Origin of the sequence: Polaromonas sp. CG_23.6, assembly GCF_029892315.1 — a bacterium.
Lineage (GTDB): Bacteria > Pseudomonadota > Gammaproteobacteria > Burkholderiales > Burkholderiaceae_C > Polaromonas.
In genome coordinates, this window is sequence record NZ_JARXUY010000001.1 from 205,755 (window position 1) to 219,767 (window position 14,013).

Here is a 14,013-nt window from a genome sequence, read left to right on the forward strand (position 1 = left end):
CCCACCGGTCAGTGAAGCAGCACAGGCGATTCGGACACTTCCTGTAAATCGTGCAAACTGCCCGGACTTGCATGGTGCGCCATCATGCGCCAGCCTTGCGCCGTGAGGAAGTACACGTTGGTGGCCAGGACATAAGCGTGGCGCGGGCCCTCTTCGGTCAGGACTTCGATGCGTTCGAGCACGCTGTGCACGCTGGAGCCGAGCGCCTGCACCCGGCACACCTTGAGCGGCTGCACGCGCAGGGAGCCATTGGCAAACATGGCGTCGAACGCGCTGCGTATGGCGCCGGCGCCGACCAGCCGGGAGCCGCCCGGATGCACGCACACCATTTCGTCCTCATCTCCCCAGCAGGCCATCAGCTTTTCGATGTCGCCTTGCTGAAGCGCGTCGTAAAACGCTGCTTCGGTTTCGTCAGGGTTGCCGGTGCTGGCAGGGATTGCTTTGGTTTTTTGCATGGTGACAATCGAATCAGTCGAAGGAAAGGCGCAGGAGCTTGGTGCGGAATTGTGCGCCTGTCCGGCAAAAACGGGAGAAGCCTCCCGCGGCTATGGTAGTGTTGCAACTTGAATTTTGGAGGCTTTCCCATGCTATTGCGTTTTCCGCGTTTATTCAGCCTGTCTTTGGCCGCCCTGCTGAGCCTGCTGCTCTCGGGTTGCGGTTACAACCAGTTCCAGAGCCTGGACGAACAGACCAAGTCGGCCTGGTCCGAAGTGCTGAACCAGTACCAGCGCCGTGCCGACCTGGTGCCCAACATCGTTGCCACGGTCAAGGGTGAAGCAGCTTTCGAGCAGGACACACTGACCAAGGTGATCGAGGCGCGCGCCAAGGCCACATCGATCCAGGTCACGCCCGAGACGCTGAACGACCCGGCCGCCTTCAGCAAATTCCAGGCTGCGCAGGGCGAACTGGGCAGCGCGCTGAGCCGGCTGATGGTCGTCAGCGAACGCTACCCCGACCTGAAGGCCAATCAGGGTTTTCGCGATCTGCGCGTGCAGCTTGAAGGCACCGAAAACCGCATCACCGTGGCGCGCAACCGTTACATCCAGACGGTGCAGGAATACAACGTGCTGACGCGCAGTTTTCCCAATAACCTGACCGCCATGGTCTTCGGCTACAAGGTCAAGCCCAGCTTTGCCGTGGCCAATGAAGCGCAGATATCGACACCGCCGGTGGTCGATTTCAACAAAAAGTAAGCGAAACGACTCTCCATGCGCATTCGTTTCCTTTTGCAGGCACTGTTACTGGCGTTCTGGTTACCCTTGGCCAGTCTGGCCGCCTGGGCGCAGGGTGGCGTGCAGCCCGTCCCGCCACTGACAGCGCATGTGATGGACAGCACCGGCACGCTGACAGCAGCGCAGAAGTCTGCGCTTGAAGCCAAGCTGACCGCTTTCGAGCAGTCGCGCGGCGCGCAGGTGGTGATGCTGATGGTGCCCACGACCCAGCCCGAGGACATTGCTGCGTACGCCCAGCGCATCGGCGACAGCTGGAAGATCGGCCGCAAGAGCATCGGCGACGGCCTGCTGCTGGTGGTCGCCAAAAACGACCGCACGGTGCGCATTGAAACCACCAAAGCGCTTGAAGGCGCGATTCCCGACCTGGCCGCCAGCCAGATCATCGAATCGGCCGTTACACCGCGCTTCAAGCAAGGCGACTTTGCCGGCGGCCTGGATGCAGCCGCCGACCAGATCATGGCGCGCATTACCGGCGAAAACCTGCCGGCGCCGCAGCAGGGCAGTCCCGCTCGCCGCAGCAGTGGCGGCGGATTCGACTGGACAACGCTGGCCGTGTTCCTGTTTTTTGCCGTGCCCATCGGCGGACGCGTGCTGTCAAGCGTTTTGGGGCGCAAGATGGGCTCGGTCGCTACGGGTGGCGCGGTTGGCGTGCTGGCCTGGTTGTTCACCAGCAGCCTGATCGTTGGCGGCATCGCGGCGCTGGCGGGCATGGTGTTTGCACTCATTTCAGGACTTGGCGGCGGCATGGGGGGAATGGGCGGCCGGTCTTCAGGCTACGGCGGGGGCTTTGGCGGGGGTGGTTTCGGTGGCGGTGGATTTGGCGGCGGCGGCCGTGGCGGTGGCGGTTTCAGCAGTGGCGGCGGCGGGAATTTCGGCGGCGGCGGCGCCTCGGGCAGCTGGTGAAGGGCAGACGACTGATGAACAAGCTCACCTTGCTGCTCAAGCACCTCTGGCTCGATGTTTCCGATACCCAGCGCGCGATTCCGCCCGACATGCTGCATCGCCTGGCTGAGCGTGTGGGTGCCAGCGAACAGCGCCACAGCGGCCAGATCCGCATCTGCGTTGAATCCTCGCTGCCCATGAGTTACCTCTGGCGACTGAATGCTGACACCCCGATGGCCGAGCTGGTCCGGCAGCGGGCCGTGACGATGTTCGGCAAGCTGCGGGTCTGGGACACCGAGCACAACAACGGCGTGCTGGTCTATGTGCTGCTGGCCGAGCATGCGATTGAAATCGTCGCCGACCGGGGATTGCGGCGCCATGTGGACGACAACCACTGGCAAACTGTGGTGGCGCACATGGCCAGCTCTTTCCGCGAAGCGCGCTACGAGGACGGGTTGACGCAAGCGCTGGAGGAAACCTCGGCGGTGCTGGTCGCCCATTTCCCGCGCACCGAAGCGGTTCAGGAACAGCCCAACGAGCTTCCCGACACCCCGCTGCTGCAATAAGCCACACCACCTAATCTGCCTGAATTGCTATTTATTTCATAGCTAACCATGCTTTCTGGTCGTGCGCAAAACATCTATTTGATGCATAAAACTTGTTGTTGACGGTTTTTTATCGCCTTGGCGGCACGTGCCATACCGCCTGGCCGCCGACGGCATACAGGGAGCGCCCCGGCTGGCGATCCACCTGCCAGCCGCCAGTGAATTCGCCAAAGGCCGGCAGCACGGCACAACGCTTGTCAAAACTGAAGCAAGGCAGCCGCAAACGGTCACGGCCCGGCCCGTGCAGCGTCAGCACGGGGTGCAGATGGCCGGCCAGCACAAAGCGGGCCGCATCGGTTTGCGGATGATGGCAGGCGGCAAACGGGCCCATCGGCCAGGGCTCGTCGACCACGCGGATATTCAGTGCGGTCGGCGGATCGCCGGCGCGGCTGTCATGGTTGCCACGCACCAGCAGGCATTCCAGCGCGGCATGGCTTCGGCGCCACAGCGCCAGTTCGGCCAGCAGCGAAGGCGTGCGGGCCTGCGCTGCATGCAAAAAGTCGCCTAAAAACACCAGTTGCGCCGGCTGGTAATGGTCCAGCAAGACACCCAACCGCGCCAAATTTTCACGCGTCGTACCGGCAGGCACCGGCTGGCCCAGCGCGCGGTAGGTTGCCGCCTTGCCCAAATGCAGGTCCGCCACCCACAGCACGCGTTCGGCTGGCCACCACAGCGCATGCTCGGGCAGCAGCCACAGGGTCTCGCCAGCGCATGCAATTGCCAGCGGGCGGCCCAATGCAGCTTGTTCGGCCAGCATCACAAGCCCGGCCTGCGTCCCGTGGCGCGACGCGGTACGCGCTCCTTGCCCGAACCTTTTGCAGCGGAAGGGCGGAACAAGGTGTCCTGCGAAAACGCCAGCGACCGGCGCACTTTTTCGGCGGCAGCATCGTCGTCGTTGCCCGCATTGCCCGCATCCTGAGTGCCGACCGGATCATCGGCTGCATGGTCGAGCTGCGCCACCATGCGGGCGATGCGGTCGGCCACGCTTTCGTTCGACAACTGTTCGCGAAAGCGCTCAACCATCAGCGGAAAGGCAAAGGGCGTGGGCCGGGCCAAGACCTTGAGTTGCAGTTGCTGGCGGTTCATGCGTTCCAGTGCCGCCTGCAGCCGGCCAATCTCCAGTTCCTGTGACAGCAGTTCCTGTTCGGCCTGCAGCAACAATCGATTGGCTGGATCGTATTTTTTGAACACTTCGTAGAACAACGACGATGAGGCCTGAAGCTGCTTGTTGCTGCGCTTTTCACCCGGATAACCCTGAAAAACCAGCCCCGCCACACGCGCAATTTCACGAAAGCGGCGCTGCGCCAATTCACTGGCATTCAGGCTGGCCAGCACCTCATGAAGTAGCTCGCCCCCACGCTCTCCACTGCGTGTGGTTCGCTGCCCTCCAAGGGGGGCGCTGTGCCTGCAGCCCGGCGAAGCCGGTTCCGAGGCCCTGGCTTGGCTGGAGAAACCGAGTACCTGCGGCAGCAAAGCCGCCCAGTCCACCTCGGTGGCGCTGAGCAACTCGAAACCGTAGTCGTTGACGGCGATGGAAAAGGTTCGCGGCGCCTGCTGCGCCACGCGCCAGGCCAGCAGGTTGGCCAGGCCCATGTGCACCGGCCGTCCGGCGAATGGATACACAAAAAGATGCCAGCCTTCGCGGGTGCGCAGCACTTCGGCCAACAGGGTCTGCGGCGTGGGCAAGGCCGACCAGCGCTGCTGGATTTCCAGCAGCGGCCGCATGGCTTTGAGTTCGGGCGTGTCGTAGTGCCCTTCACTTGCCAGCGCCAGTTGCTGCACCACCGCATTGGCCAGCGTGGTCGACAGCGGCAGACGGCTGCCGCTCCAGCGCGGAATGGCCGCGCGCTTGCCCGTGGCACGGCGCACCCAGGCGGTCATCTCGTGAATGCGCACCAGCGCCAGCAGCCGGCCGCCGAACAGGAAGCAGTCGCCGGGCTTCAGGCGCGCGGCAAAGCTTTCCTCCACCGTGCCGACTTTGGCGCCGCCGACATACTGCACCGCCATGCTCGCATCGCTGACGATGGTGCCGATGTTCATGCGGTGGCGCCGCGCCAGCCGCGCATCGGGGACGCGCCACACGCCCTCCCCGTCGGGCACGGCGCGCCGATAGTCAGGGTACGCGGACAGTGACGCGCCACCCTGGGCGACAAAAGACAGGCACCAGTCCCAGTTCTCGCGCGACAGGTCGGCATAGGCGGCCGTGCAGCGCACTTCGGCATACAAGGCCTCTGGCACAAAGCCGCCGCCCAGCGCCACCGTGACCAGATGTTGCACCAGCACATCCAGCGGCTGGTCGGGCGAAGTGCGCGACTCGATGTGGCCGGCGGCAATCGCCGCCCGCACCGCCGCGCCTTCGGCCAATTCAATGCCGAGCGTGGGCACCAGCGTGATGCGCGACGGCCGTCCCGGCGCATGGCCCGAGCGGCCAGCGCGCTGGAGCAGGCGCGCCACACCCTTGGGGGAGCCAATCTGCAGCACGCGCTCGACCGGCAAAAAATCAACGCCCAGGTCCAGGCTGGAAGTGCAGACCACGGCCTTCAGTTCACCGTTTTTGAGGCCCAGCTCGACCCATTCGCGCACCGCCCGGTCGAGCGAGCCGTGGTGCAGCGCAATCACGCCGGCCCAGTCGGGCCGCGCCTCCAGCATCGCCTGGTACCAGAGCTCGGCCTGCGAACGGGTGTTGGCAAACACCAGCGTGGTGCTGCTTTTGTCGATTTCCGCGATCACCTGCGGCAGCATCGTCAAGCCCAGGTGGCCGGCCCAGGGAAAGCGTTCGGTGCGCTCAGGCAGCAGCGAATCGATCACCAGTTTCTTGGGTACCTGACCCTGGATCAGCACGCCGCCGTCATGGCCGAGCAGCGTGTGCATCGCCTCCTGCAAATTGCCCAGCGTCGCCGACATGCCCCAAATTGACAACGCCCCCACGCTTGTCGCTGCGCGTACTGCGCTGCCCCCCGAGGGGGCCGTTGCGCCTGCGGCCCGGCGAACCCGGTTCCGCGGCCCCGGCTGGGTTAAAGCGCTTGTGGTCTGGTCCATCGCACTCGCAATGTTCCATGTGTTAAGCCGTGCCAGCGCCAGCTGCACCTGCACGCCCCGCTTGTTGCCGATCAGCTCATGCCATTCATCGACCACGACCATCCTGACGCTGCCCAGCACGTCCCGGGCATCGGCGCGCGCCAGCAGCAGCGACAGGCTTTCTGGCGTGGTGACCAGCACTGTCGGCAGCCGCTGGTTCTGGGCGCTGCGTTCGCCCGCCGGCGTATCGCCGCTGCGCGCGCCGGCGCTCCAGGCGGTGAAGCGTGGCGATCCGTCGTCATTCAAAGCGGCGTTCAAGGCTTCCAGCGGCGGCAGCAAGGCACGCAGCGTGTCAGCCGCCAAGGCGCGCATCGGCGTGATCCACAGCACGGTCAACGGTGCGGTTGCAGATTTTTTCGGATTCTTCTGATTTGCTATTTTTTTAATAGCGGCCTGCGCACGGCCCACTTGCGCAAAAGCACTAAAAGCCATCAAGGCACCAAGCCAGACGGCATAGGTCTTGCCCGCGCCGGTCGTGGCATGCAGCAAGCCGGAGCGGCCTTCGGCGACCGCTTTCCAGGCGTTGCGCTGGAACCTGAAGGGCTTCCAGCCGCGTTCGGCCAGCCAGGCATCAAGCACTTTTTTTGCCGCTGCGGTCGCCGAAGGTTTGGCCACGGTCATCCCGGCAACAGGGCTGACAGCGTTTGCAGCGTGTCGGCGTCAAGCACCGGCTTGTCTTCGCGCCAGCGCAGCATGCGCGGAAAGCGCACGGCAATGCCGCTCTTGTGGCGCGGGCTGCGGGCAATGCCTTCAAAACCCAGCTCGAACACCAGCGTCGGCTTGACGCTGCGCACCGGGCCGAAGCTTTCGACCGTGGTCTTGCGAATGATGGCGTCCACCCGCGCCATCTCGGCATCGCTCAAGCCGGAATAGGCCTTGGCGAAAGGCACCAGCATGCGATCAAGCTGTTCGGGCGGCCCGTCCCACACGGCAAAGGTGTAGTCGCTGTACAGGCTGGCGCGCCGGCCATGGCCGCGCTGGGCATAAATCAGCACCGCGTCGATGCTCAGCGGATCAATCTTCCACTTCCACCACAGCCCGACGTCCTTGGTACGGCCGACGCCGTAGGGCGCATCGCGTTGCTTGAGCATCATGCCCTCGACGCCCATGGACCGCGCCGACTCGCGCTGGCGGGCCAGGACCTGCCAGCTCTCGCCCTCAAGCAGCGGGCTGGGCAACAGTGCGGGGTGGCGCAGGTCGGTCAGCAGGGCGTCCAGCAAGACCCGGCGCTGCGATTGCGGCAGTCCGCGCACATCGCGCTGCTGCCATTCGAGCAGGTCGTAGGCCAGCAACACCACCGGAATATCGCGCAGCAGCTTGGCGCCCAGCGTCTTGCGTCCGATGCGTTTTTGCAGGTCGGCAAAGGGCTGCACGCTGCCTTCGCTGCCGGGCTGGTCGGCATTGCCGCGCCAGACCACGATTTCGCCGTCAAGCACCGTGCCGTCGGGCAGCGCAGCGCCCATGGCGGCCAGTTCGGGGAAGCGCTCGGTCAACAGCTCCTCACCGCGCGACCACAGCCACACCTGGCCGGCGCGCTTGACCAGCTGGGCGCGTATGCCGTCCCATTTCCATTCGATGATCCAGTTTTGGGGCGGACCCAGCAGCATGTCGAACTGGTCCAGCGGCTGGTTGAACGGATGGGCCAGAAAAAACGGATACGGCTGGCTGCTGGTTTGCGGGTTCAGCTCGCCAGGGCTTTCCAGCGCGACCAGCGCGGCATAGTCGGCCGCACTCGGCTGGCCGCTGATGTGCGTGTAACCCATCAGCCGCTGGGCCACCCGCTTGGCATCGACACCGGCGACAGCCGCCAGCGCTTGCGTGACCTGCAGCCGCGACACACCGACGCGAAAGCCACCGGTGATGAGCTTGAAATAAACCAGCCGCTCATCCAGTGCCAGTTGGCTCCATTGCTGACGCAGCAGCTCAGGCAGGTCGTCGGGCGCGGTCTTGCGCAGGGGCAGCAAGTGCTGCTCGATCCAGGTGGCCAGGCCGATGTCATGGCGGCCCGTGGGTGGAGGCAGCAGCAGCGCCATGGTTTCGGCCAGGTCGCCGACCGAATCGTAGCTCTCGTCAAACAGCCACTCGGGCAAGCCGGCGGCATCCTGCGCCATTTGGCGCAGCACTTTGCTCGCCACCAGCTGGCGCGGTTTGCCGCCCGCCAGAAAATACACCGCCCAGGCGGCATCGGCTGGTGCCGCGTCCTGCAGATAACGCCGCAGTGCCGCCTGCTTCGCCAGGCTCGACGTGGTGGCGTCCAGTTCGCGGTAAAGGGCCGCAAAGGCTTTCATGAAGCAGCATCGCCCGGGAATGGCGCAGACCTGGATTGCACAATTTCGGGTTCGATACCGCCCGCTTGGGCCACAGCCAAAGGCGGCGCCTGATCGGCAATGTCTTCATCGCCGCCATATTCGGTCTTGAAGCCTTGCGCGTCCAGCCCCCGTTCACGCAGCCAGCGCACCATCACGGCGACACTGCCATGGGTGACAAACACACGCTCGGCCCCTGTGCCGTCGATGGCGCGTTGCAGACCGGGCCAATCGGCATGGTCGGACATCACAAAGCCACGGTCCACCCCACGCCGGCGGCGCGCGCCCCTGAGCAGCATCCAGCCGCTGGCAAAGGCATCGGAATAATTCCCAAAGCGGCGTATCCAGGGCGTGCCTTGGGCCGACGGCGGTGCCAGCACCAGCGACTGGCCGATAGCGCTGACATCCGCTTCGGCAACGGTTTGTGTGGCGGGCAAATCGACGCCGGTGGCCCGGTAAACCCGGTTTAAAGGTTCGACCGCGCCATGCGTCAGGATCGGGCCGATGCTGGCGTCCACGCCATGAAGGATTCGCTGTGCCTTGCCAAAGGCATAGCAGAACAGCACCGACGCGCGCCCCGCTGCTGCGTTGCTACGCCACCACTGGTTGATGTCAGCGAACAAATCAGCTTGCGAGGGCCAGCGGTAAATCGGCAGGCCGAAGGTTGACTCGGTGATGAAGGTATTGCAGGCCACGGGCTCGAACGGCTCGCAGGTGCCGTCGTCTTCAAGCTTGTAATCACCCGACGCCACCCAGACTTCCCCGCCGTATTCAACCCGGACCTGGGCGGAACCCAGCACATGGCCGGCCGGATGGAGCGAGATGCGGACGCCGTTGTGCATCACCGACTCGCCATAAGCCAGGGTTTGCAAGGTGATCTCGCCCAGGCGACTGCGCAGAATGCCTTCGCTCTTGTCGGTCGCCAGGTAACGTGCATGCCCGATGCGCGAGTGGTCTGAATGCCCGTGGGTAATCACCGCGCTTTCGACCGGTTTCCAGGGGTCGATGTAAAAATCACCTGGGGGGCAATACAGGCCTTCGGGCCGGGCAACAATCAGATTCATGGTCAATTTCAGGGATGAAAAAGCTTTGCCATTGCGCACAGGCAAAGAAGCAGCTTGTCATCCTAGCGCCAGTGGGGTGAAACTGCTTGCTGCAGGCCAGCCTGTGGGCAATCTGCAGGGACTTGACGGTTTTCTTTTACGCCGCCACGCAGCTTGTCGGCATGAAAAAAGCCCCTTGCTTGCACAAGGGGCTTGAATGGCCATGTTCTGGAAATCAGATCATTGCGATTGCAAGCCAGGGCCTGCACTGACCGGTTTTTATTTTTTCTGGCGGTATTTGCGCAGCGCTGCAATCTGCGCCGCCATGACGGCCAGTTCAGACTGGGCCATGGCGATATCAATATCGTTCTTGGCATTTTTCAGCGCTTCTTCGGCCAGCGCCTTGGCAGACGTTGCCTTGGCTTCGTCCAGGTCCTTGCCGCGAATGGCGGTATCACTCAGCACCGTCACGCAGTTAGGCTGCACTTCAAGAATGCCACCGGCCACAAAGACGAACTCTTCCGTGCCATCGGCTTTTTCAATGCGCACGGTGCCAGGCCGGATGCGGGTGATCAGCGGCGTGTGGCGCGGGTAAATTCCCAGCTCGCCCGCTTCGCCGGGCAAAGCCACAAACCGGGCTTCACCGGAAAAGATGGACTCTTCTGCGCTGACGACATCGACGTGGATGGTATTCATACGTATTCCAGTTTAAAAGATGAGAAAAAGTGGTATTCAGCAAGCGCCTTGAGATGCTTGACCGAATACCGGCTTGATTACATCTTCTTGGCTTTTTCGAAGGCTTCGTCGATGGTGCCGACCATGTAGAAGGCTTGCTCTGGCAGGTGATCGCACTCACCGGCCACGATCATCTTGAAGCCGCGAATGGTTTCGGCCAGGCTGACGTACTTGCCGGGCGAGCCGGTGAACACTTCAGCGACGTGGAACGGCTGCGACAAAAAGCGCTGGATCTTGCGGGCACGGGCCACGGCCAGCTTGTCTTCAGGCGCCAGTTCGTCCATGCCCAGAATCGCGATGATGTCGCGCAATTCCTTGTAGCGCTGCAAAGTGCCCTGCACCGCACGGGCGGTGTTGTAGTGGTCTTCACCAACGACCGCTGGCGACAGCTGGCGGCTGGTCGAGTCCAGCGGATCGACCGCCGGGTAAATACCCAGCGAAGCGATGTCTCGGCTCAGCACCACGGTGGAATCCAGGTGGGCAAAGGTGGTGGCAGGCGATGGATCGGTCAAGTCATCGGCTGGCACGTAAACGGCCTGGATGGAGGTGATCGAGCCGACTTTCGTTGACGTGATGCGCTCTTGCAGGCGGCCCATTTCCTCGGCCAGCGTGGGCTGGTAGCCCACAGCGGAAGGCATGCGGCCCAGCAGTGCGGACACTTCGGTGCCGGCCAGGGTGTAGCGGTAGATGTTGTCCACGAAGAACAGCACGTCGCGGCCTTCGTCACGGAAGGACTCGGCAATCGTCAGGCCGGTCAGTGCCACGCGCAGACGGTTTCCCGGGGGCTCGTTCATCTGGCCATAAACCATGGCGACCTTGGACTCTTCCAGGTTCTCCAGGTTCACAACGCCGGAGTCGGCCATCTCGTGATAGAAGTCATTGCCTTCACGGGTGCGCTCACCGACACCGGCGAACACGGACAAGCCCGAGTGCGCCTTGGCGATGTTGTTGATCAGTTCCATCATGTTCACGGTCTTGCCGACACCGGCACCGCCGAACAGGCCAACCTTGCCGCCCTTGGCGAACGGACACACCAGGTCAATCACCTTGATGCCGGTTTCCAGCAACTCTTGCGAGGGGCTCAGTTCGTCATAGGCCGGGGCCTTGCGGTGAATCGGGGCGGTCAGTGTCTGGTCAACCGGACCGCGCTCGTCAATCGGCGCACCCAGCACGTCCATGATGCGGCCCAATGTGGCCTTGCCCACGGGAACGGTGATGTTGGCGCCGGTGTTGTACACGATGTTGCCGCGGCGCAGGCCGTCGGACGTTCCCAGCGCAATGGTGCGGACAATGCCGTCGCCCAGCTGCTGCTGGACTTCAAGCGTCAGGGCAGAGCCTTCCATCTTGAGCGCGTCATAAATCTTGGGCATCTGGTTACGGGCAAACTCCACGTCCACCACCGCGCCAATACACTGAACAATCTTGCCCTGGATGCTTGTATCCACTAGAGTTTCTTGAGCCATGACCGAATCCTTTTGGTTCTTTAATCTTGTAAATCTGGGTGGCGCGGCTTAGACCGCTGCGGCACCGGCAACGATTTCCGAAAGTTCTTTCGTGATCGCCGCTTGACGCGTCTTGTTGTAAATCAGCTTGAGCTCGCCAATCACGCTGCCGGCGTTGTCGGTGGCCGACTTCATGGCGACCATGCGGGCGGACTGTTCGGACGCCATGTTCTCGGCGACGGCCTGGAACACCAGTGCCTCGACATAGCGAACCAGCAATTCGTCAATCACGGTTTGGGGGTCAGGCTCATAGAGGTAGTCCCAGCCGTGCTCGGTCTTGTCAGCCTGCATGCGGTCAGCGGTCAACGGCAGCAACTGCTCAACCACCGACTCCTGCTTCATCGTGTTGATGAAGCGGGTGTAGCAGAGGTAAACCGCCTTGATCTTGCCTTCGCTGTATGCGTCGAGCAGCACCTTGACCGGGCCGATCAGCTTGTCCAGATGGGGTTTGTCGCCCAGTTGTGTGGCGTGCGCCGCCACCTTGACGCCGATGCGGTTCAGGAAACCCAGGCCTTTGTTGCCAATGGCTACAGCTTGCGCATCTTCACCGGCCGCCTGCATTTCCTTGAGCTTGGTCGTCAGGATACGCAACACGTTGGTGTTCAAACCGCCGCACAGTCCCTTGTCGGTGGTTACCACGATAAACCCGGTCGTCTTGGCGTCGTTGGACTCCATGAACGGGTGGGTGTATTCGGGGTTTGCCTGACTCAGGTGGGCTGCGATGTTGCGAATCTTGTCGCTATAAGGGCGAGCCGCACGCATCCGTTCCTGCGCTTTGCGCATTTTGGAGGCGGCCACCATTTCCATGGCCTTGGTGATCTTGCGGGTGTTTTCGACCGACTTGATCTTCCCGCGTATTTCCTTGCCTGCTGCCATCTAGATTACCCCCACGCTGTTCACTTCGTGTAATGCGCTGCCCCCCGAGGGGGCCGCTGCGCCTGCGGTCCGGCAGAGCCGGTTCCGCGGCCCCTGCTTGATGGGCCTTGTCCTCAGAGTTGTTGCTGCGCTCATCGTTCGATTTCGGTTTGCTTACGCAAACGATTTCTTGAATGCAGCCACCGCCGTGGTCAACTCGGCCTCGGAATCCTTGTCCATGGCCTTGTTGGCTTCAAGCTTGTCCATCAGCGGCGCATTCTTGTCCTTGAGCCAGGCGTGCAGGCCACTTTCGAAAGCCAGCACCTTCTTGACATCCACATCGTCCATGAAGCCCTTGTTCACAGCGAACAAGGTGGCACCCATGGCGGAGATGGACAAGGGCGAATACTGCGACTGCTTGAGCAACTCGGTGACGCGCGCGCCACGGTCGAGCTGCTTGCGGGTGGCTTCGTCCAGATCGGAGGCAAACTGCGCAAACGCAGCCAGCTCGCGGTACTGGGCCAAGTCGGTACGAATACCGCCGGACAGGTTCTTGATCAGCTTGGTCTGGGCGGCGCCACCGACGCGCGATACCGAGATACCGGCGTTGATCGCAGGACGGATACCGGCGTTGAACAGGCTGGTTTCCAGGAAAATCTGGCCATCGGTGATCGAAATCACATTGGTCGGCACGAAAGCGGACACGTCGCCGGCTTGCGTTTCAATGATCGGCAGCGCGGTGAGTGAACCGGTACGGCCTTTGACGGCACCCTTGGTGAAGTCTTCAACATACTTCTCGTTCACGCGGGCGGCGCGCTCCAGCAGGCGGCTGTGGAGATAGAACACGTCGCCAGGGTAGGCTTCGCGGCCTGGTGGACGACGCAGCAGCAGCGATACCTGGCGGTAGGCCACGGCCTGCTTGGACAGGTCGTCATACACGATCAGCGCGTCTTCGCCGCGGTCGCGGAAATATTCGCCCATCGTGCAGCCCGAGTAGGCGCTGACGTATTGCATAGCGGCCGATTCGGAAGCCGAAGCCGCCACGACGATGGTGTAGTCCATGGCGCCGGCTTGTTCCAGCGAGCGCACCACGTTCTTGATCGAGGACGCCTTTTGGCCAATCGCGACATAGACGCACGAAACGCCCTTGCCCTTCTGGTTGATGATGGCGTCAATCGCGACGGCGGTCTTACCGGTCTGGCGGTCGCCAATGATCAGTTCGCGCTGGCCACGGCCGATTGGCACCATGGAGTCAACCGACTTCAGGCCGGTTTGCAAAGGCTGGTCAACCGATTTACGTGCAATCACGCCAGGCGCAACTTTTTCGATCACGTCGGTCAGCTTGGCGTTGATCGGGCCTTTGCCGTCAATCGGCTGACCCAGTGCATTGACCACACGGCCAAGCAGTTCAGGGCCAATCGGGACTTCGAGAATGCGGCCCGTGCATTTAACGGTGTCGCCTTCGGCAATGTGTTCGTATTCGCCCAGAATCACCGAGCCGACCGAGTCGCGCTCAAGGTTCAGTGCCAGGCCATACGTGGGCGTGCCATCTGCCGTGGCGGGAAACTCAAGCATTTCGCCCTGCATCACATCGGACAGGCCGTGGATGCGGACAATACCGTCGGCCACTGACACCACGGTGCCCTGGTTGCGAATGTCGCTGCTGGCTGCAAGGCCTTCGATACGGCTCTTGATCAGTTCAGAAATTTCTGCGGGATTGAGTTGCATGACTCTTTCCTTCTTTCTATGTTGTTGGCTAAAAACCCGGGACTGCG

13 protein-coding genes are annotated in these 14,013 nt (G+C 62.6%); 4 read left to right on the forward strand and 9 right to left on the reverse strand.

Annotation, left to right across the window (positions count from 1 at the left end; all coding sequences use genetic code 11):
• Positions 1–8: 8 nt before the first annotated feature.
• Positions 9–455 (reverse strand): nuclear transport factor 2 family protein, encoded by a 447-nt coding sequence (locus H4V98_RS01000; RefSeq protein WP_196863435.1) that lies wholly within the window; start codon positions 453–455, stop codon positions 9–11.
• Positions 456–584: 129 nt separating this feature from the next.
• On the opposite strand from H4V98_RS01000, the gene H4V98_RS01005 reads away from it, so the two are divergent.
• From H4V98_RS01005 to H4V98_RS01015, 3 genes are read left to right on the forward strand one after another with little or no spacing between them, the layout of a single operon-like run.
• On the forward strand, positions 585–1,193 hold the full coding sequence (locus H4V98_RS01005; RefSeq protein WP_196863436.1) for a LemA family protein: 609 nt from the start codon (positions 585–587) through the stop codon (positions 1,191–1,193).
• A gap of 15 nt (positions 1,194–1,208) precedes the next feature.
• A complete protein-coding gene (locus H4V98_RS01010; RefSeq protein WP_196863437.1) occupies positions 1,209–2,135 on the forward strand; it encodes a TPM domain-containing protein in 927 nt (308 codons plus the stop codon).
• A gap of 14 nt (positions 2,136–2,149) precedes the next feature.
• Positions 2,150–2,680, forward strand: coding sequence for a TPM domain-containing protein (locus tag H4V98_RS01015; protein WP_196863438.1), 531 nt, complete (start codon positions 2,150–2,152; stop codon positions 2,678–2,680).
• Between the two features lie 109 nt (positions 2,681–2,789).
• Here H4V98_RS01015 and pdeM read toward each other — a convergent pair whose 3' ends face one another.
• The 4 genes from pdeM to H4V98_RS01035 are packed head-to-tail and all read right to left on the reverse strand — an operon-like array spanning position 2,790 to position 9,167.
• On the reverse strand, positions 2,790–3,476 hold the full coding sequence (pdeM, locus tag H4V98_RS01020; RefSeq protein WP_196863439.1) for a ligase-associated DNA damage response endonuclease PdeM: 687 nt from the start codon (positions 3,474–3,476) through the stop codon (positions 2,790–2,792).
• Entirely contained in the window at positions 3,476–6,412 is a 2,937-nt protein-coding gene (locus tag H4V98_RS01025) for a ligase-associated DNA damage response DEXH box helicase (protein ID WP_280757229.1), read from the reverse strand. The genes pdeM and H4V98_RS01025 overlap by 1 nt, the downstream gene beginning before the upstream one ends.
• Before the next feature lie 2 nt (positions 6,413–6,414).
• Complete coding sequence (locus tag H4V98_RS01030) at positions 6,415–8,085, reverse strand: ATP-dependent DNA ligase (protein ID WP_196863440.1); 1,671 nt, start codon at positions 8,083–8,085, stop codon at positions 6,415–6,417.
• A complete protein-coding gene (locus H4V98_RS01035) occupies positions 8,082–9,167 on the reverse strand; it encodes a ligase-associated DNA damage response exonuclease (protein WP_196863441.1) in 1,086 nt (361 codons plus the stop codon). Before H4V98_RS01035 ends, H4V98_RS01030 begins: the two co-directional genes overlap by 4 nt.
• Here H4V98_RS01035 and H4V98_RS01040 point away from each other — a divergent pair.
• Positions 9,166–9,363 carry a hypothetical protein gene (locus H4V98_RS01040; protein WP_280757230.1) on the forward strand — a complete coding sequence of 66 codons (198 nt, stop codon included), beginning with the start codon at positions 9,166–9,168 and terminating at the stop codon, positions 9,361–9,363. The two genes, H4V98_RS01035 and H4V98_RS01040, sit on opposite strands and share 2 nt — an antisense overlap.
• A 62-nt stretch (positions 9,364–9,425) precedes the next feature.
• On the opposite strand, the gene H4V98_RS01045 is transcribed toward H4V98_RS01040, so the two are convergent.
• The 4 genes from H4V98_RS01045 to atpA form a co-directional block, all read right to left on the reverse strand.
• Positions 9,426–9,842, reverse strand: coding sequence for a F0F1 ATP synthase subunit epsilon (locus H4V98_RS01045; RefSeq protein WP_196863442.1), 417 nt, complete (start codon positions 9,840–9,842; stop codon positions 9,426–9,428).
• Between the two features lie 77 nt (positions 9,843–9,919).
• Positions 9,920–11,344, reverse strand: coding sequence for a F0F1 ATP synthase subunit beta (gene atpD / locus H4V98_RS01050; RefSeq protein WP_036806937.1), 1,425 nt, complete (start codon positions 11,342–11,344; stop codon positions 9,920–9,922).
• Positions 11,345–11,392: 48 nt separating this feature from the next.
• Positions 11,393–12,259, reverse strand: coding sequence for a F0F1 ATP synthase subunit gamma (gene atpG, locus H4V98_RS01055; RefSeq protein WP_196863443.1), 867 nt, complete (start codon positions 12,257–12,259; stop codon positions 11,393–11,395).
• A 153-nt stretch (positions 12,260–12,412) separates the two neighbouring features.
• Complete coding sequence (gene atpA / locus H4V98_RS01060; RefSeq protein WP_196863444.1) at positions 12,413–13,966, reverse strand: F0F1 ATP synthase subunit alpha; 1,554 nt, start codon at positions 13,964–13,966, stop codon at positions 12,413–12,415.
• Positions 13,967–14,013 lie beyond the last annotated feature (47 nt).

Excerpts from the sequence above, each read along its gene's own strand:
- pdeM (WP_196863439.1), bottom strand. The coding sequence starts at position 3,476 with ATGCTGGCCGAACAAGCTGCATTGGGCCGCCCGCTGGCAATTGCATGC.
- atpG (WP_196863443.1), bottom strand. The coding sequence starts at position 12,259 with ATGGCAGCAGGCAAGGAAATACGCGGGAAGATCAAGTCGGTCGAAAAC.
- H4V98_RS01000 (WP_196863435.1), bottom strand. The coding sequence starts at position 455 with ATGCAAAAAACCAAAGCAATCCCTGCCAGCACCGGCAACCCTGACGAA.
- H4V98_RS01015 (WP_196863438.1), top strand. The coding sequence starts at position 2,150 with ATGAACAAGCTCACCTTGCTGCTCAAGCACCTCTGGCTCGATGTTTCC.
- H4V98_RS01035 (WP_196863441.1), bottom strand. The coding sequence starts at position 9,167 with ATGAATCTGATTGTTGCCCGGCCCGAAGGCCTGTATTGCCCCCCAGGT.
- H4V98_RS01030 (WP_196863440.1), bottom strand. The coding sequence starts at position 8,085 with ATGAAAGCCTTTGCGGCCCTTTACCGCGAACTGGACGCCACCACGTCG.
- H4V98_RS01005 (WP_196863436.1), top strand. The coding sequence starts at position 585 with ATGCTATTGCGTTTTCCGCGTTTATTCAGCCTGTCTTTGGCCGCCCTG.
- H4V98_RS01045 (WP_196863442.1), bottom strand. The coding sequence starts at position 9,842 with ATGAATACCATCCACGTCGATGTCGTCAGCGCAGAAGAGTCCATCTTT.
- atpD (WP_036806937.1), bottom strand. The coding sequence starts at position 11,344 with ATGGCTCAAGAAACTCTAGTGGATACAAGCATCCAGGGCAAGATTGTT.
- H4V98_RS01040 (WP_280757230.1), top strand. The coding sequence starts at position 9,166 with ATGGTCAATTTCAGGGATGAAAAAGCTTTGCCATTGCGCACAGGCAAA.
- H4V98_RS01010 (WP_196863437.1), top strand. The coding sequence starts at position 1,209 with ATGCGCATTCGTTTCCTTTTGCAGGCACTGTTACTGGCGTTCTGGTTA.
- atpA (WP_196863444.1), bottom strand. The coding sequence starts at position 13,966 with ATGCAACTCAATCCCGCAGAAATTTCTGAACTGATCAAGAGCCGTATC.